At 73.6% G+C, this 17,421-nt stretch carries 15 protein-coding genes; 3 read left to right on the top strand and 12 right to left on the bottom strand.

The annotated features are described in order from the left end of the window. Positions 1-64 precede the first annotated feature (64 nt). From ACFXOZ_RS26675 to ACFXOZ_RS26700, 6 genes are all read right to left on the bottom strand, one after another. Positions 65-994 carry an amidohydrolase family protein gene (locus ACFXOZ_RS26675; RefSeq protein ID WP_380525248.1) on the bottom strand — a complete coding sequence of 310 codons (930 nt, stop codon included), beginning with the start codon at positions 992-994 and terminating at the stop codon, positions 65-67. Continuing rightward, positions 991-2,625, bottom strand: a complete 1,635-nt coding sequence (locus ACFXOZ_RS26680; protein WP_380593041.1) for an acyl-CoA dehydrogenase family protein — start codon at positions 2,623-2,625, stop codon at positions 991-993. Before ACFXOZ_RS26680 ends, ACFXOZ_RS26675 begins: the two co-directional genes overlap by 4 nt. Next, positions 2,609-3,313 (bottom strand): TetR/AcrR family transcriptional regulator, encoded by a 705-nt coding sequence (locus ACFXOZ_RS26685; protein WP_380593042.1) that lies wholly within the window; start codon positions 3,311-3,313, stop codon positions 2,609-2,611. Before ACFXOZ_RS26685 ends, ACFXOZ_RS26680 begins: the two co-directional genes overlap by 17 nt. Positions 3,314-3,489: 176 nt before the next feature. Beyond that, positions 3,490-4,983 carry a S28 family serine protease gene (locus tag ACFXOZ_RS26690; protein ID WP_375887840.1) on the bottom strand — a complete coding sequence of 498 codons (1,494 nt, stop codon included), beginning with the start codon at positions 4,981-4,983 and terminating at the stop codon, positions 3,490-3,492. A 315-nt stretch (positions 4,984-5,298) separates the two neighbouring features. Further along, positions 5,299-6,192, bottom strand: a complete 894-nt coding sequence (locus tag ACFXOZ_RS26695; RefSeq protein ID WP_380593043.1) for a trypsin-like peptidase domain-containing protein — start codon at positions 6,190-6,192, stop codon at positions 5,299-5,301. A 154-nt stretch (positions 6,193-6,346) separates the two neighbouring features. Continuing rightward, positions 6,347-6,976, bottom strand: a complete 630-nt coding sequence (locus ACFXOZ_RS26700) for a TetR family transcriptional regulator (RefSeq protein WP_380406134.1) — start codon at positions 6,974-6,976, stop codon at positions 6,347-6,349. 127 nt (positions 6,977-7,103) lie between these two features. Here ACFXOZ_RS26700 and ACFXOZ_RS26705 point away from each other — a divergent pair, with 127 nt between their 5' ends. The 3 genes from ACFXOZ_RS26705 (at position 7,104) to ACFXOZ_RS26715 (ending at position 8,670) form a co-directional block, all read left to right on the top strand. Further along, the gene (locus ACFXOZ_RS26705; protein WP_375887834.1) at positions 7,104-7,259 is read left to right on the top strand and encodes a hypothetical protein; all 156 of its coding nucleotides are present in this window, start codon (positions 7,104-7,106) and stop codon (positions 7,257-7,259) included. 50 nt (positions 7,260-7,309) lie between these two features. Next, a complete protein-coding gene (locus ACFXOZ_RS26710; RefSeq protein WP_380593044.1) occupies positions 7,310-7,663 on the top strand; it encodes a DUF4190 domain-containing protein in 354 nt (117 codons plus the stop codon). 128 nt (positions 7,664-7,791) lie between these two features. Next, on the top strand, positions 7,792-8,670 hold the full coding sequence (locus tag ACFXOZ_RS26715) for a metallophosphoesterase family protein (RefSeq protein ID WP_380525260.1): 879 nt from the start codon (positions 7,792-7,794) through the stop codon (positions 8,668-8,670). Positions 8,671-8,814: 144 nt separating this feature from the next. Here the strand turns inward: ACFXOZ_RS26715 and ACFXOZ_RS26720 are convergent, their stop codons facing one another. The 6 genes from ACFXOZ_RS26720 to ACFXOZ_RS26745 form a co-directional block, all read right to left on the bottom strand. Then, entirely contained in the window at positions 8,815-11,394 is a 2,580-nt protein-coding gene (locus ACFXOZ_RS26720) for an FtsX-like permease family protein (RefSeq protein ID WP_380593045.1), read from the bottom strand. Then, positions 11,391-12,146: an ABC transporter ATP-binding protein gene (locus tag ACFXOZ_RS26725; protein ID WP_380593046.1), complete on the bottom strand. Its 756-nt coding sequence runs from the start codon at positions 12,144-12,146 to the stop codon at positions 11,391-11,393. Before ACFXOZ_RS26725 ends, ACFXOZ_RS26720 begins: the two co-directional genes overlap by 4 nt. Beyond that, a complete protein-coding gene (locus tag ACFXOZ_RS26730; protein ID WP_375887823.1) occupies positions 12,143-12,445 on the bottom strand; it encodes an SHOCT domain-containing protein in 303 nt (100 codons plus the stop codon). Before ACFXOZ_RS26730 ends, ACFXOZ_RS26725 begins: the two co-directional genes overlap by 4 nt. A gap of 264 nt (positions 12,446-12,709) precedes the next feature. Further along, positions 12,710-13,387 carry a response regulator gene (locus ACFXOZ_RS26735; RefSeq protein WP_375887821.1) on the bottom strand — a complete coding sequence of 226 codons (678 nt, stop codon included), beginning with the start codon at positions 13,385-13,387 and terminating at the stop codon, positions 12,710-12,712. After that, positions 13,384-14,619, bottom strand: coding sequence for a sensor histidine kinase (locus tag ACFXOZ_RS26740; protein ID WP_380593047.1), 1,236 nt, complete (start codon positions 14,617-14,619; stop codon positions 13,384-13,386). The genes ACFXOZ_RS26735 and ACFXOZ_RS26740 overlap by 4 nt, the downstream gene beginning before the upstream one ends. Before the next feature lie 171 nt (positions 14,620-14,790). Beyond that, the gene (locus tag ACFXOZ_RS26745; RefSeq protein WP_380525261.1) at positions 14,791-17,316 is read right to left on the bottom strand and encodes an ATP-dependent Clp protease ATP-binding subunit; all 2,526 of its coding nucleotides are present in this window, start codon (positions 17,314-17,316) and stop codon (positions 14,791-14,793) included. Between the last annotated feature and the right edge of the window lie 105 nt (positions 17,317-17,421).

Raw genomic sequence — 17,421 nt, forward strand, 5'->3', positions numbered from 1 at the left:
CCTCGGGCGAGGCCTCACGGGCGAAGCCTCGGGCGAGGCCACGGGTGAGGCCTCAGGTGAGGCCTCAGGTGAGACCGAACAGCGCGGCCGCGTTGTCGTGGCAGACCGCCCGCAGCCACTCCTCCCCCAGCCCCAGTCCGGCCAGCGCCTCCAGCTGGTGGACGTACCGGTACGGGATGTTGGGGAAGTCGCTGCCGAGCAGGACGCGCTCCCGGAGCCCGCGCAGGCGCGGCAGTTCGTCGCGCGGGAAGGGCACGTCGGCCTCGGCGAAGTCGGTGAACGCGATGGTGGTGTCCAGCCGGACGGCCGGGTGGCGCTCGGCGAGGTCGAGGAAGTCGCGGTACTCGGGCATGCCCAGGTGGGCGACCACCAGGACCAGGCCCGGGTGCCGGTCCAGCACCGCGCCGATCGGGCCGGGACCGGTGAACTTGCCCGGCACCGGCCCGGATCCGCAGTGGGTGACCACCGGGGTGCCGGTCTCGGCGAGCAGCCCCCAGACCTCGTCCAGCCGGTCGTCCGTCGGGTCGTAGCCGCCGACCTGGAGGTGCGCCTTGAACACCCGGGCGCCGTCCTCGATCGCGCGGGCCACGTAACCGGCCGCCCCGGGTTCGGGGAAGAAGGTCGCGGTGTGCAGGCACTCCGGGGTGCGGGCGGCGAACTCGGCGGCCCAGGCGTTCAACCAGCCGGCCATACCCGGCTTGTGCGGGTACAGCATGGACGTGAACGCCCGGACGCCGAAGTCCCGCAGCCGCTGGACCCGCTGCTCCTCGGCCTCGCGGTAGGTGATCGGCCAGGGGCGGTTCACCAGCGGACCGGCCGCGTCGAAGTACGCCCAGACCTTGTCGAGGACGTTCTTCGGCATGAAGTGGGTGTGCACGTCGATCAGCCCGGGCAGGCCCAGGCCCTGCCAGAACTCCCGTACGCCTGCGGACTCCTGGTCGTTCGCGGGGTCGTGCTCCCGATCGTTCGCGAGATCGTGCTCCCGATCGTTCACGCGGGCACCGGGCGGGCGCGGTCGATGATCGCGGCGGTGTCGACGCCGGACGGCAGGGTGCCGAAGGCGGCGCCGTGGTCGCCGCCGAGCCGGCTCGCGCAGAAGGCGTCGGCCACCGCCGGGCTGCCGTACCGGACCAGCAGCGAACCTTGGAAGGCCAGCGCCATCGACTCCACCAGCCGCCGGGTGCGGTACTCCAGGTCGGTCGGGTCGCTGAACTGCTTGCGCAGTCCGGCGACGGCCGCGTCCAGCCGGCGGTCCGCCCCGGCCGCCGCGTCGAGCTCGCCCATGAAGGCCTCGATCGTCTCCGGCCGCTTGGCCATGGCGCGCAGGGCGTCCAGGGCGGCGACGTTGCCGGAGCCCTCCCAGATCGACACCAGCGGTGCCTCGCGGTAGAGCCGGGGCATCCCGGACTCCTCGACGTAGCCGTTGCCGCCCAGGCACTCCAGCGCCTCGGCGGAGTGCGCCGGACCGCGCTTGCAGACCCAGTACTTGGCCACTGCCAGGCCCAGGCGCCGCACCAGCGCCTCGTTCCCGTCCCCGGCGAGGGTGAGGTCCGTCGCGTGGGCCAGCCGCATCGCGACGGCCGTGGCCGCCTCGGACTCCACCACCAGGTCGGCCAGCACGTTGCGCATCAGCGGCTGGTCGACCAGCGCCTTGCCGAACGCCCGCCGGTGCAGGGCGTGGTGGACCGCCCGGGTGGCGCCGTAGCGCATCCCGGAGGCGGCGCCGATCGTGCAGTCCAGACGGGTCATGTTGACCATCTCGATGATGGTCGGCACGCCCCGGCCCTCCTCGCCGACCAGCAGGCCGACCGCGCCGTCGTACTCCAGCTCGGCGGAGGCGTTGGACTTGTTGCCGAGCTTGTCCTTGAGCCGCATCAGGTGCAGTCGGTTGCGGCTGCCGTCCGGGAGGACGCGCGGCAGCACGAAGCAGCTGAGCCCGCCGGGGGCCTGGGCGAGGGTCAGGAAGAGATCGGACATCGGCGCCGAGGTGAACCACTTGTGCCCGGTGAGCCGGTAGCTGCCGTCGGACTGCGGGACGGCGGTGGTGGTGTTGGTCCGGACGTCCGAGCCGCCCTGCTTCTCCGTCATCGACATGCCGGCGATCAGCCCGCGCTTGGTGCGCGGCTCGCGCAGCCCGTAGTCGTACTCGGTGGCGGCCAGCAGCGGCTCCAACTCGGCTGCCAGGGCCGGGTTCTGGCGCAGGGCCGGGACGGCGGCGTAGGTCATCGAGATCGGGCAGGTGTGACCGGCCTCGACCTGGCTCCAGACGAAGAACTTGGCGGCGCGGGCGGAGTGGGCGCCGGGCCGGTCGTCCCGCCAGGGCACGGCGTGCAGGCCGTAGGACACGGCGGTGCGCATCAGCTCGTGCCAGGACGGGTGGAACTCGACCTCGTCGATCCGGTGGCCGAAGCGGTCGTGGGTGCGCAGCACCGGCGGGTTCTCGTTGGCCAGCCGGCCCCAGTCGGCGGCCTGCTCGGAGCCCGCCAGGCGGCCGAGCTCGCGCAGTTCGGGCTCGGCCCAGCCGGCGCCGGCCCGGTGCAGGGCGGCGAGCAGGGTCGGATCGGCGGCGGTGTCGTGTCCGTACGGCAGGGGCACCTGGTTGGTGACCTCATGCGTCGCTGTCATCGCGTCCTCCCAGGGCACGCAGGGTGAAGGAGACCAGGGCGGGGACCACCTCGGCGGTGGCCCGCTGGGGGTCGGAGTGGGGCCGGGGGCCGGAAGGCTGAGGGTCGGAGGGCTGAGGACCGGGGAGCCGGGCGTCGGGGGGCTGGGGGCCCGAGGGCTGGGCCGCGAGCGGGCCGGCCAGGGCCTCGCCGACCGCGCCGACCAGGGCGGCGGCGGTCAGCACCGGGTCCTGCTCGGGGAGTTCGCCGGCCGCCACGGCAGCGGCGATCTCGGTGGCGATCACGTCCCGGAACGCCCGCCGGAACACCAGACGCTCGCCGTCCACCACCGTGTCGGCGGGCTCGACCAGCAGCGCGTACGCCAGCCGGGGGGCCCGCAGGGCACGGGTGGCGAAGGTCTCGACCACGGCGGCGATCCGCTGCCGCGGGGTGTCCCGCAGCGCGACGGCGGCGTTCACCGCGGCCATCTCGCGGGTGACCACCCGGCGGAACAACTGCACCGACAGCTCGGCCTTGTTGGCGAAGTGCTGGTAGAGGCTGCCGGTCGCGATCCCGGCGCGGTCCGCCACCGCGGCCATGGTGCAGCCGCCGTAACCGCGCTCGGCGAGCAAGCCGACCGCCGACTGCAGCACCGCCTCGCGCTGGGCGTCCAGGCGGGCTTGGACGGCGGGGGTGCGTCGGTAGGCCATGGAAGCATTGAAGCACCGATTCACTGCTTCGGGGAGGGGGAGGGAGAGCCGAGACGGCGGCAGCAGCGGGACCTGCGGGAACGACGGCGGGATCGGCGGCGGGAACGACGGGAGGCCGCCCCGGGCGGGGCGGCCTCCTGGTCCTGCTCCTGGTTCTGCTCCTGGGCTACGCAGCGCTACAGCGGGCGGCGCTCCTGCTCCAGGCGCTGGCCCTCGACGTCCAGCGGGCCGAACGGCGCCCCCGGCTGCGCCGACTTGGCGAGCGAGCGGGCGGCGGCCTGGTCGCCCAGACCGGCCCACTCCAGCACCTTGGCCGTGGCCTCCGCCGACTGGTCGGCCGGCAGCTTGCCGATGTTGGAGCCGTGGTTGCCGCCGGGCACGACGTAGACGTAGCTGTCGTCACTGCCCCGGCCGAGGTGGAACGGCTTGGCACCCCACGGGTCGTTGCCGCCGTAGACGAACATCATCCGCTCGCCCTCGCGCTTCACCCAGCGGTCGATGTCGGGCATCGCCTTCGGGTTGAAGACGGTCGGGATCTCCTTCGGCACGTAGGAGCGGGCCGAGTAGAGGTCCTTGTAGTCGTAGTGCAGCTGGTCCTTCAAGTACGAGACGTCGAAGAACGGCGCACCCAGCTCGGTCGCGGCCTGGTAGTAGTACGCGGTGTACTTCGCCAGCGACTGGTCGCTGTTGCCGGTGATGCCCGACTGGGCGTCGTACCACGCGTACAGCTCGTCGTCGGTCGCGGTCGCGGCCACCGGGACCTTCGCGCAGTCCGACTCCAGGCTGTACTGCCAGAACGCCCAGACGACGTCGAGCACGCCGGCCTCGTAGGCGCGGTCCGGGGTGCCGAGGGTGTTGAAGGTGGAACCCGCCGCCTTGTTGTCGGCGATGTAGCGCGACTCCAGGCGGTCACGGCGCACCAGCAGCTCGCGCTGGGCGGCGTTCAGCTTGGCACGGCACTCCGGGGTGCCGACGTTGCGGAAGAACTCGGTGTAGGCCGCGTAGTCGCTGACGTCGGTGTTGTTCGGCGCGACGTACGCGATCGTGCCGGCCACGTCGTCCGGGTAGAAGCGGCGGTAGAAGGTCGACGACATGCCGCCCTTGCTGGCGCCGGTGGAGAGCCACTCCTGGTCGTAGATCCGCTTGAGCGCGGTCACCAGCTTGTGCGAGTCGGCGGCCTGCTGGCGGATGCCCGCCTTGGACCAGTCGGCCGGCTCCGGGCGGGAGGGGGTGAAGTACCGGTACTCGATGGAGACCTGGTTGCCGTCCACCAGCCGGGTCGGCTCGGTGCGGGACGGCGTGGTGCCCAGCGTGTAGCCGTTGGTGTAGAAGACGGTCGGGCGGTCGTAGCCGCGGTGCAGCACGCTGAAACGCTGCTGGAAGGTGCCCAGCCAGGGGCGGAAGTGGTCGATCGGCTGGGTGTAGGTGGCCAGGAAGTAGCGGTGGCCGGTGGTGGTGGGCTTCTCCTCGGTGATCGTCACGCCGGGGATCGCCGCCAGGCGGTCCTTGATGTCGGCGGTCGGGTCGTCGGCGGGGCTCCGGCCGTGCGCGGCCCCGGACGCCTCGGCCCCGCGGCCGGTGTCGGCCGAGGCCGGAGCGGCCAGGCCGCCGATCGCGAACATCGGTATCAGCAGGGCGGATACCAGTAGCCTCTTGAACCTGGTGGTCATCAACTCTCCATCTGGTCAACGGACATGACGTGCCTCGTCGGCACTACTCTGCGGTGCGGGTGGTGCGGTGGCCGCCCGGTGGACGGCCGAATGGGCCACCCGCCTGGTCGCGGGTGGCCCATCGGGGAGAAGGTGCTGGTCAAGGGGGTCGCTGCGGTTCCTTCGACGGCCCGGAGGCCAGGTGGGTCGGCCCGCCCGCCGAGGGGGTGCGGTGCGGGCGGGCCGGGGCACCCGGGCCGGGCCAGGGCTTGCGGACAGGGCTTGCACGGACAGGGCTTACGGGCAGGGCTTACAGGCAGGGCGTGCGAGCGGGGCCTACGGGCGGGGCAGGGTGCAGCCGGCCAGGGTGAGGTCGAGGCGGTTGCCGGGTGCGAAGCAGGCGGGGATGCCGTAGGTCTCCTGGGCGTAGCCGATGCCCTGGTGCACCGTGACCGCGCCCGACTCGTCGACCTCGCACGGGTTGTCCAGGGTGCAGGACTCGCCGCTCTCGTTGATCGTGTTGTTCACGGCGACCAGCAGACCGGTCGAGGCGTCGACCACCGGCGAGCCCGAGGTGCCGCCGATCACGTTGCAGCCCGAGGTGTAGCGGACCGAGTCCTTGAACGTCCAGTCGGCCTCGTTCAACTGGTAGGCGAAGCCGTCGATCGAGCAGGAGTAGATCTTCTTCCAGTAACCGGAGACGACCCGGATGTCCGCACCCTGGTTGGGGTGGGTGTCGGCGATCGTCAGCGGGGAGATCCCGTACTTCGACTTGATCGAGGCGTAGCTGGTGTTCAGCTGGTAGATCGACACGTCGGTGTCGGTCATCGCGCCGTAGACCACCTTGGTCGCGCGCAGGGTGGCCAGGCGGCCGCCGGTCGAGTTGAGCAGGGTGAAGGTCCGGCTGGAGGGCTGGTTGAGGACGACCTCGCCGGGGCCGGGCATACCGGACTCCAGGCAGTGGCCGTTGGAGAGCACCAGGGCCGGGTCGGTCGCGGCCGAGCCGGGCATCCGCACCAGGGAGCCGGAGCAGTTGCTGAGCGCGACCGTCCCGGCGAAGCTGACGGCGGCCGGCTTGGCCGCCGGAGCGGAGCCCTCGGCCTGGGCAGCGGCCTCCGTCGGGGCGGTGACCTGCACCGGGGCGGCGGCCTGGGCCGGGGCGGCACCGCCGAGGGCGGTGGCTCCCGCGACCAGGAGCGTGGCGAGCATGCCTATGAGCGGCTTCTTCATGAGAGACCTCTCGGTGTGGGGGTCCCCCAAAGCTGTCGCGGACATGACTTACTGTCAAGAGTCAAAACCAGACCAAGAGAACACCCCTGGTCATGGAATCGACCGCCCGGCGCCCGGGCGGGTGCCCGGCCCGGCACTCAGGGCCCTGCTGCGGTCAACTCCCCTGCCAGTGCCGCCGGCCGAGGCTGATCAGGCGCAGCTGCGAGCGCGCCGTGGCGGCGATCCGCTGCTCGCGGGCGGGGTCCGCCTCCTGGGCCTCCAGGAAGGCGGAGGCCGTCGACACCATGTGGTCGACGTAGAGCTCGGCCAGCATCCGCAGGTCCTGCTCGCTCCAGCCCGCCGAGACCGGCTGGAGCGCCAGGGCGGAGCCCACTTCGGCGGCGAATCGGCCCAGTTCGGCGTCGATCGCCTCGCGCACCTGCCGGACCCCGCCGTGCCGCTCGCGCGACAGGAAGCGCACGTGCGGCCGGTGTTCGCGGACGTGCCGCTGGATGACGTCCACCGCCCGGTCGATCAGCTCCTCGGCGCCCCCGGCCTCGGCGAGCACCGAGCGGATCATGACGTGCAGGCTGGCCAGCGACTCCTCGACCAGGGCGACGCCGAGGGCGGCGAGGTCCGGGAAGTGCCGGTAGAAGGCGGCCGGGGACAACCCCGCCTCCCGGGTGACCTCGCGGACGCCCAGGCTCGCCAGGTTCTGATCGGCCAGCAGGTGCAGACCGGCGTCCAGCAAGGCCCGCCGGCTCTGCTGCTTCTGGGCCTGTCTGGCCCCCACGGTGTGATTCACGCCATTCAGTAAACAGTCGTTTGCCGAACTTGGCCAGCCGGGCGTACAGTGGGCCTCGAAGTCAGTGAACACTTGTCAACCGAAATCGGCGCGGCAGCAGCCGCATCCGCAGCCGAAGGAGCCAGCCGTGATCCTGTTCTCCGCACTGGTCGCCATGGGAGTCCTGATCGGCACCGCCGCCCACCTCCCCCTCCCGGTGTTCCTCGCCGCCTCCGCCGCCATCTCCGCCTGGCTGCTCGCTTTCGGCGCCCGCGAAGGCGTCGCCCGCCTGCGGCACCGCTGAGCCCGCCGCACCGTCCACTCCCGTCGACCGCCGAGAGGACCGCCACCGCCATGAGCACCGTCACCGACCACGCCGTCACCAGCAACGCCGTCACCAGCCGTAACAGCGCCGGCCGTACCGCCGCCGTCCGCAGCAGCGCCGAGCGCGCCGCCGAGGAGCGTCAGGGCACCGCCGAGGCCGACAACCTGGCCGTCGCCTCCTTCCTGCTCGGCCTCCCGGGCCTGCTGCTCTTCAACCTCGTGCTGGGCCCGATCGCCGTCACCCTCGCCACCCTGGCCCTGGTCCGCGGCACCAGCCGCCGCGGCCGCGCCTTCCTCGGCCTGGCCCTCGGCATCGCCTCGCTGGCCATCCTCGCCGTCACCACCGCCACCTCCCACGGTGTGCTCATCGACCTCGGCTCCTGACCGGGCTTCAACTCCCTGGCGCCCCGGGCCGAACAGTCGATCATGTCAACCCTGCCCACGACCCCCGCCCGCCACGTAGGGTGGCCACATCGGCCGGGTGACCACAGGGGGCAGGAGTGAGTACCGAGATCCGCAGCGACGCACAGCCGAGGCCCACCGGGGCGGGCGGGGGCGGGCGGCTGCTCGCGGTGAGCGACCTGCACATCTCCTACCGGGAGAACCGCGACCTGGTGGAGAAGCTCCGGCCCACCCACCCCGACGACTGGCTGCTCGTCGCCGGTGACGTCGCCGAACTCACCACCAGCATCGAGTGGGCGCTCGGCCTGCTCGCCGACCGCTTCGCCCGCGTGGTGTGGGCCCCCGGCAACCACGAGCTGTGGACCCACCCCGAGGACCCGGTCCAGCTCCGCGGCGTGGCCCGCTACAACCACCTGGTGGAACTGTGCCGCGCCCTCGGCGTCGTCACCCCCGAGGACCCCTACCCGCTCTGGCACGGCCCCGCCGGCCCGGTGCGGATCGCCCCGCTCTTCCTGCTGTACGACTACACCTTCCGCGCCCCGGGGACGACCACCAAGGAGGAGTCCCTGGCGGCCGCGTACGAGAGCGGCATCGTCTGCGCGGACGAGCGGATGCTCCACCCGGACCCGTTCCCGGACCGCGACTCCTGGTGCCGCGAGCGCGTCCGGCTGACCGAGCAGCGGCTCGCGGCCTGCGACCCGGACGTCCCGCTGGTCCTGGTCAACCACTACCCGCTGGTCCGCCACCCCACCGAAGTGCTCTGGTACCCCGAGTTCGCCCAGTGGTGCGGCACCGAGCTGACCGCCGACTGGCACCGCCGTTTCAACACCGCGGCGATGATCTACGGGCACCTGCACATTCCGCGCAAGACCTCCTACGACGGCGTCCCGTTCGAGGAGGTCTCGCTCGGCTACCCGCGCGAGTGGCGCAAGCGCGGGCTGCCGGACCCGCTGCTGCGGGAGGTGTTCCCGCAGGTCACGGTGAGCTGATCAGCCGGCCGGCTGGCCCGCTGACCCGCCGGACCACTGACCCGCCGGCGCACTGACCCGCCGGACCCGGGACCTCGGGGAGGCCCTCTGCGAGGGGGCCTCCCCCGCTCCCGTACCCCCTCCTGCTCCACCGCTCCCTCCTTCCTACTCCGCCGCGATCGCCCGCAGCACGTCCAGCCGCGCGGCCCGCCCGGCGGGGCGGAGCCCGGCCACCGCTCCCGCGAGCAGTCCGGCCGCCAGGACCACGGCCAGTTGCCCGCCCGGGAGCGCGAACGACCCCGTCCCCGCGCTGTCCGAGGCCTTCACCAGCGCCCAGCCGAGGAAGACCCCGAGCCCCAGGCCGCCCACCGTCCCGAAGGCCGCCACCAGCACGGACTCCCAGCGGACCATCGCGCGCAGCTGCGCCCTGGTCTGGCCCACCGCCCTCAGCAGCCCCAACTCCCTGGTCCGCTCGTGCACCGCCAGCGTGAGGGTGTTGGCGATGCCGAGCAGGGCTATCAGGACGGCCAGCGCCAGCAGCGCGTAGACCACCGAGAGCATCATGTCGACCCCGGAGGCCGCGCTCTTCGCGTACTCGGCCCGGTCCTGCACCTGCGGACTGCCGTAGGGCACCAGCGCCTTGACCACCGCCGCCTTTCCGGCGGACGGCGAAACGCCGTCGCGCAGCCCGATCGCGACCATGGTGTCGGCGTCCTGCCCCCGGTGCGGGGCCCAGACCTGCCTGGTCATCAGGTAGTCGCCGGCCAACCCGCCGCCCTCGTACAGGGCACGGATGGTGAACGGCCCGCTCGATCCGTCGGTGAAGCCCACGGTGACGGACTGTCCGAGCCGCCAGCCGTGCTGCTTCGCCTCGCTGCGGGAGACGGCGAGGCCGTCCGTGCCGAGCGCGGTGAGCGAGCCGTCCACCCGGCCGAGGTCGACGATGCCGGGCAGCCGGGCCGGGTCGGTGACGTCCAGGGTGCGGCCGTGCCCGTCGATCCGGGCGACGCCGCGACCGAGCCCGACCGTCTGCCGCACCTCGGGCAGCGCGGCCAGGGCGTCCGCCGCCTTGGGGCTGATCCCGCTGCCGCCCGCCCCGAAGGAGGCGGTGGTGACGGCGAGGTCGCCCGCGAAGGACTTGTCCACCGTGTCGTCCAGGGTGGCCCTGATCGAGGCGCCGAAGACGGTGAACAGCGTGACCACCGCGACGCCGATCATCAGCGCGCTCGCCGTGGCCGCCGTCCGGCGCGGGTTGCGGGCCGCGTTGCGCCGGGCCAGCAGTCCGGAGACCCCGCGCAGCCCGGGCAGCGGTGCGCCCAGCGTCCGGACCGCGACGGCCGCGGCGACCGGCCCGAGCACCACCGTGCCAGCCAGCACCGCCAGCGCCCCGCCCGCCGTCAGCAGGACCGACGGGCCGTCGGTGGCACCGAGGACGGCGACCGGTACGCCGCCCGCCAGCAGCAGGCCCCCGAGCACCACCCGGACGAGCCCCGCCCGGCCCCGGGCCGCCCCGTCGACCGCCGTCTCCCGCAGGGCCGCCAGCGGCGCCGTCCGGCCGGCCCGGACGGCCGGCAGCAGCGCCGAACCGACCGCCACCAGCGTGCCGACCAGCAGCGGCAGCACCACGGCGGCGGTGCTGATCACCATGCCGCCGGTCGGCAGGGCGAAGCCGAGCACCGAGAACAGCGCCTTGAGGCCGGCCGCGACCCCGATCCCGCCGAGCAGCCCGCCGAGCGAGGCCAGCAGACCGACCAGGGACGCCTCCGCGAGCGTCGCCCCGAGCACCTGGCCGCGCGCCGCGCCGAGTGCCCGCAGCAGCGCGTTCTCCCTGGTCCGCTGGGCGACCACGATGGCGAAGGTGTTGTGGATGGTGAACGTCGCCACCAGGAGGGCGATCCCGGCGAACACCAGCAGCAGCGTGGTGAACAGGCTGAGGAAGCGCCCGGACACCTGCTGGGTGCTCTCCTGGGTGGCCGCGGCGCCGGTGACCGCCTGGACGCCGGCGGGCAGGTGCGGGCCGATCCGGTCGACCAGCTCCCGCTGGGACACCCCGCCCGCCGCCCGGACCTGGATCGAGCTGGCCTGCCCCGAACCCTTGGGCGTGAGGTGCTGCTCGGCGTCGGCGAAGGTCATCGCGGTGAAGGTGCTCGGCCCCATGCCGTCCGCGCTCGCCCCGAAGGTGGCGATGCCGACGACGGTGACGGGCACCGGATCGGGGGTGCGCAGCACGGTGGTCGAGCCGAGGTGCAGCCCGCCCGCCTTGGCCGCGCCCCGGTTGACCACGACCTCGCCCGGCGCGGCCGGTGCCCGGCCCTCGGCCAGCCGGTAGGGGTTCAGCCGGGCGTCGGTGAGCCAGTTCCCCGCCAGGGTGGGCGGGCCCTGGCCGCCGACCGGTTTGCCGTCGCTGCCGATGAGTTGGCCCGCGCCCTGGACGGACGGCTCGGCGGCCGCCACACCGGGCAGCGCGCGCAGCCGGTCGGCGAGCGCGGCGTCGACCGGGGCCCGCACCCCGCCGGGCGCCGCCGGGGAGTCCAGGACGTCGGCGCTGCGGACCACCGCGTCGGTGCCCGCGTTGGCATCGGCGAACAGGGTGTCGAAGTTGGCCCGCAGGGTGTCGCCGAGCACCATCGTGCCGGTCAGGAAGGCGACGCCGAGCAGGATGGACAGCAGGGTGCCGGCCAGCCGGCGCTTGTGGGCGCGCAGCGAGCGCAGGCTGAGCCGGAGGGTGGCGTCGGCCGCGGTCATGACCGCCCCCGTTCGAAGGCCTTCATCCGGTCGAGCACCCGGTCGGCGCTCGGCCGCGCCATCCGGTCCACCAGCCGCCCGTCGGCGAGGAACAGCGCCTCGTCGGCGTGGCCGGCCGCCGTCGGGTCGTGGGTGACCATGACGACGGCCTGCCCCATCTCGTCGACCGCGCGGCGCAGCAGGCCGAGCACCTCGCCGCCGGTGCGGGAGTCGAGGTTGCCGGTCGGCTCGTCGGCGAAGACCACCTGCGGCCGCCCGGCGAGCGCCCGGGCCACCGCGACCCGCTGCTGCAGGCCGCCGGAGAGCTCGCTCGGGCGGTGCCGCAGCCGGTCGCCGAGGCCGACCACCCCGATCAGGGTGTCCAGCCAGGCCTGGTCGGGGGCGGCTCCGGCGAGGTCCAGCGGGAGGGTGATGTTCTCCCGGACGGTGAGCGTGGGCACCAGGTTGAAGGCCTGGAACACGAAGCCGATCCGCTCCCGGCGCAGCAGGGTGAGCCGCCGGTCGTTCAGTGGGCCGAGTTCGGTGTCGCCGATCCAGGCGCTGCCGGCGGTGAGGGTGTCCAGTCCGGCCGCGCAGTGCATCAGGGTGGACTTGCCCGAACCGGACGGCCCCATGATCGCGGTGAACCGCCCGGCCGGGAACTCCACCGTCACGTGGTCCAGCGCCCGGACCTCGGTGCCGCCGACGCCGTAGACCTTCACGGCGTCGGCGACCCGGGCGGCGGTGCCGCGTACGACGTCGAGGGTGGTCACGCGGCGCCACCGCCCCGGGGGACGTCCCGCGTCGGCTCGGTGAGCACCGCCCGCTTGGCGCGGTACTCCTCGGCGTCGATGTCGCCCTCGGCGTAGCGGCGGCCCAGGACGGCGAGCGGGTGCTCCGCGCCACCCGGGGCGCCGGCCCCGAACCCGCAGGCGCCGCGCCGCCGCCAGACCGTCCGGCGCAGCAGGGTGATCACCAGGACCACCACGGCGATCCAGACCAGGGGCACCAGCAGGATCCAGGGGCCCGGCCCGTGCCAGTCCGCCAGTTGCTCCGCCAGCTGTGTGGTCATCACGGTTCATCTCCTCGGTCGGCTCCACGGCCCCGGGTCTTCCCGAGGTGCCTTGAGCGTCCCGCCGAGGGGTCTCATCACGCGTCCTACCAGCAGCGGCAGTTGGGGTACTCCCGGGAGAGTACGGATGCCCCGCGCCACGCCGGGCCGGAAGTAGCCGTACGGAAGCGGGCCCGGGGTTCGGCGTACGAAGGTGCGCCCGAGGCCCGGCGCACGGAGGCGCGCCCGAGGCCCCGCCCCGCCCGCCCCGCCGGCCGCGGCGCCTCAGCCCAGCCAGCCCGGCCGCACCAGCCCCGACTCGTAGGCCAGCACCACCAGTTGCGCCCGGTCCCGCGCCCCGAGCTTCACCATCGCCCGGCTGACGTGCGTCTTCGCCGTCAGCGGGCTGACCACCAGCCGCCGGGCGATCTCCTCGTTGGACAGCCCCATCCCGACCAGCGCCAGTACCTCGCGCTCCCGCTCGGTCAGCGCCGAGACGTCCGAGAGCCCCTCCGGAGCCGTCTCCGGCCCCTTGGAGCGGGCCGCGAACTCGCCGATCAACCGCCTGGTAACACCCGGCGAGAGCAGCGCGTCCCCGGCCACCGCGACCCGGATCGCCCGCAGCAGGTCGGCCGGTTCGGTGTCCTTGACCAGGAAGCCCGACGCCCCCGAGCGCAGCGCCTCGAAGACGTACTCGTCCAGCTCGAAGGTGGTCAGCACGACCACCCGTACGGAGGACAGCGCCGGATCCCCGGCGATCCTCCGGGTGGCCTCCAGCCCGTCCATCCGGGGCATCCGGACGTCCATCAGCACGACGTCGGGCAGCAGTTCGCGGGCGAGCCGCAGCGCCGCCTCGCCGTCGTCCGCCTCGCCGACCACGGTGAGGTCGTCCTGGAGGTCCAGCAGGGCCCGGAAGCCCGCCCGGACCAGCAGTTGGTCATCCGCCAGCAGTACCCGAATCAATCGCTCTCCGCCTTCGGTGTCGGCAGCTCCGCCCGGACCCGGAAGCCGCCGCCGGGCAGCGGCCCCGCCGTGATGGTGCCACCGAACGCGGAGGCGCGTTCCCGCATCCCGACCAGCCCGCTGCCCGACCCGCCGGCGTCCGCGACCACCGCGGGCCCCGGGTCCTCGACCCGGACCACCAGGACGGCGGTGTCCCGCCAGTCCAGCACCACGACCGCCTCCCGGGCCACCGAGTGCCGGATCACGTTGGTCAGCGCCTCCTGGACGATCCGGAAGGCGGTCAGGTCGACGGTGGCGGACAGCGGGCGGCGGACGCCGTCCTCGAGCACCTCGACCGCCAGCCCCACCCGGTCGGCCTGCTCGGTGAGTTCGTCCAGCCGCCCCAGCCCGGGGGCCGGCCCACGCGGCGCGGCGTCGGGCCCGCGCAGCGTGGCGAGCACCTGGCGGACCTCGCCGAGCGCCTCCTTGCTGGTCGACTTGATGGTGACCAGCGCCGTGCGGGCCTCCTCCGGCCGCCGGTCCAGCAGCGCCAGCGCGACCCCGGCCTGGATGTTGATCAGGGACAGGCTGTGCGCCAGGATGTCGTGCAACTCCCTTGCCATCCTGAGCCGTTCCTCGTTGGCCCGGCGCTGCTCCAACTGCTGCCGGTAGGCCCGGTGGGCGGCGATCCGCTCGCGCCGGAAGCGGATCAGCTCGGCGACCGCCAGCATCAGCAGCAGCCAGGCCAGCAGGCCGAGTTCGACCTGCCAGACGAACCGGGGCTTGGCGGCGCGCTGCCAGTCGTCCGGCAGGACGAAGGACATCAGGACGTGCACCAGGTACACCCCGGCGACCCCCGTCCAGGCCGCCCGGCGGTGTCCGTAGCCGATCGCGAAGCAGCAGGCGATCACCCAGCTCACGAACACCGGGCCGTACGGGTACCCGGCGGCCAGGTACCCGGCGGTGACCACCGACGTCCCCGCCACCGCGGCGACCGGACGGCGGCCGAACACCGCCAGCAGCGCCGGGCCGAGCAGCAACAGCAGGTAGCCGACGGCGTCCAGCGGGGCCCGGCCGTCCTGGTGGCGGGCGGCGAACCCCGACCCGACCACCTGCACCACGGCGGCCGCCGCCGCCAGCCGCACCGGCAGGCCCGAGCGGGCCCCCCGCGCCCACGGCGGGCGCCACGGTTCGGGCGGCGCCTCCGGGGAGGGCGGCCCCTGCTCCGGCGGTGGGGACGTGGGCGGCATCATGCCCGGAAGGCTAGACCCGCGCCCGGCCCCGGCGCGTCCTCCACCGGTGGCGTTCGGGCGTACTCCCGCTGGAGTACGCCCGAACCGGTCAGCTCCCTGCCCCGGCCGCCCGCACCCTGCGCCTACCCCTCCGCCCGCGCCTCCCCCTACTCCCCCTGCTGGCGCCCCCGGCTACTCCTCCGGCTGCGCCCCCGCCGACGCCTCCGCGACGGCCGCCGACGCCTCCGGCCGCGCCAGCGTCACCGTCAGCTCCCCGTCACCGACGTCCGCGATCAGCGTGTCCCCCTCCCGCACCGTCCCGTCCAGCAGCAGGTTGGAGATCCGGTTGTCCAGCTCCGACTGGATCGTCCGGCGCAGCGGCCGGGCCCCGAACTCCGGCTGGTAGCCGCGGTTGACCAGGTACTCCTTGGCCGCCTCGGTGACCTCCAGCCGCACGTCCTGGGCCCGCAGCCGCCGCCGGCTGCGCTCCAGCAGCAGGTCGACCACCGACAGCAGGTCCTTCCGGGTGAGCGCGTGGAAGACGATCACCTCGTCGATCCGGTTGAGGAACTCCGGCCGGAACTGCCGGCGCAGGTCCCGCATCAGGTCGTCCCTGATCTCGTCCACGTTGCCCGAGTGGTCCAGGATCCGCTGCGAGCCGATGTTGCTGGTCATGATCACCACGGTGTTGCGGAAGTCGACCGTACGCCCCTGGGAGTCGGTGAGCCGCCCGTCGTCCAGCACCTGGAGCAGCAGGTTGAAGACGTCCGGGTGCGCCTTCTCCACCTCGTCGAAGAGCAGCACGCTGTACGGCTTGCGGCGGACCGCCTCGGTCAGCTGCCCGGCCTCCTCGTAGCCGACGTACCCGGGCGGGGAGCCGACCAGCCGGGAGACGGTGTGCTTCTCCTGGAACTCGCTCATGTCGAAGCGGATCATCCGGTCCGGGTCGCCGAACAGCAGCGCCGCCAGGGCCTTGGCCAGCTCGGTCTTGCCGACACCGGTCGGCCCGAGGAAGAGGAAGGATCCCGTCGGCCGGTCCGGGTCGCCCATTCCGGCGCGGCCGCGGCGCACCGCCTGGGCGACGGCGGTGACCGCCTCGTCCTGGCCGATCACCTTCTCGTGCAGGTGGTCCTCCAGCCTGAGCAGCCGCTCCCGCTCGGTCGCGTTCAGCTCCGCGACCGGGATGCCGGTGCGGGAGGAGAGCACCTGCGCGATGTCGTCGGCGGTCACGTCGACGACCTCCTCGCGGGACTCGGCGATCGCCGCCAGCTCGTCCTCGGTGCGCCGCAGCTCGGACTTGAGGTTGGCGGCCCGGACGAACTCCTCGTCCGCGACCGCCTCGTCCAGCTCCCGCTTCAACTTGGTGATCCGGTCCTGCACCGAGGTCGACTCGGTGGAGCCGCTCAGGCTGCGCAGCCGCACCCGGGCGCCGGCCTGGTCCAGCAGGTCGATCGCCTTGTCGGGCAGGAAGCGGTCGCTGACGTACCGGTCGGAGAGGGTCGCCGACGCGTCCAGCGCCTCGTCGGTGAACCGCACCTGGTGGTGCGCCTCGTACGCGTCGCGCAGCCCCCGGAGGATCTCGATCGTCTCCTCGACGCTCGGCTCCGGCACCAGCACCGGCTGGAAGCGGCGCTCCAGCGCGGCGTCCTTCTCCACGTGCTTGCGGTACTCGTCCAGCGTGGTCGCGCCGACCACGCTCAACTCCCCGCGCGCCAGGGCCGGTTTGAGGATGTTGCCGGCGTCCATCGACCCCTCGCCGCCACCGCCCGCGCCGACCACGGTGTGCAGCTCGTCCAGGAAGAGGATCACGCTCTTCTCGGCCGCCGTGACCTCGTCGATCACCTTCTTCAGCCGTTCCTCGAACTCGCCCCGGTACTTGGAGCCGGCCACCAGCGCGGTCAGGTCCAGGGTGACCACCCGCTTGTCCCGCAGGCTCTGCGGGACGTCCCCGGAGACGATCCGCTGGGCCAGGCCCTCGACGATCGCGGTCTTGCCGACGCCCGGCTCCCCGATCAGCACCGGATTGTTCTTGGTCCGCCGGGAGAGGATCTCCACGGTCTGCTCGATCTCCTCGGCCCGCCCGACCACCGGGTCCAACCGGCCCCCGCGCGCCGCCTCGGTGAGGTCCTGCCCGTACTCGTCCAGGGTCGGGGTGTCGCTCGGGTGCCCGCCCGTGCTGCTGCGCTCGCCGCCCGTGCCGCGCCCGTCCAGCACCGACTTCAACGCCTCCTGCGAGGGCGCCGCGTTGCGCAGCGCCGTCCCCGCACCGGACCGCTCCTGCTCCAGCAGCGCACCGAGGATGTGCTCCGGGCCGATGTACGAGGCGCCGACCGCCTGCGAACGGGCGTGCGCGGCGAGCAGCGCGCGCTTGGCCGACGGGGTCAGGGCGGGCCGCCCGTCCAGCGCCTCCGAGTTGCCGGAGGGCAGCGCGTGCTCCAGGTCCCCGGAGAGCCGGTCCGGGTCGATGCCCGCACGCTCCAGCATCCGCCGGGACGGCTCCACCCGGGTGGCCGCCCAGGCGAGGTGCGCGGTGTCCAGGTCGCTGCTGCCGTCCTCGGCCGCACGCTGCGCGGCGAGCCCCAGCAGCTCCTGGGAGGACTCGCTGAGCAGCCGCCCGATCGGCACCCGCTGCACGGCGGGCGGGGAGGCCAGCGGACTCATCCCGAAGAACCGGCTGAGCAGGTCGGAGAACGGGTCGTTCGATCCGAACGGGGGCATGGTCACGATGGTTCACCTCTCCCAAGCGGTTTGCAGCCACACAAACACAGGCCGCCGGAGCCTGCCCGTCGAGCGCGGCAGCCGACGGGCGGGACGGCCGACGGG

Origin of the sequence: Kitasatospora sp. NPDC059160 (genome assembly GCF_042755465.1) — a bacterium.
GTDB lineage: Bacteria > Actinomycetota > Actinomycetes > Streptomycetales > Streptomycetaceae > Kitasatospora.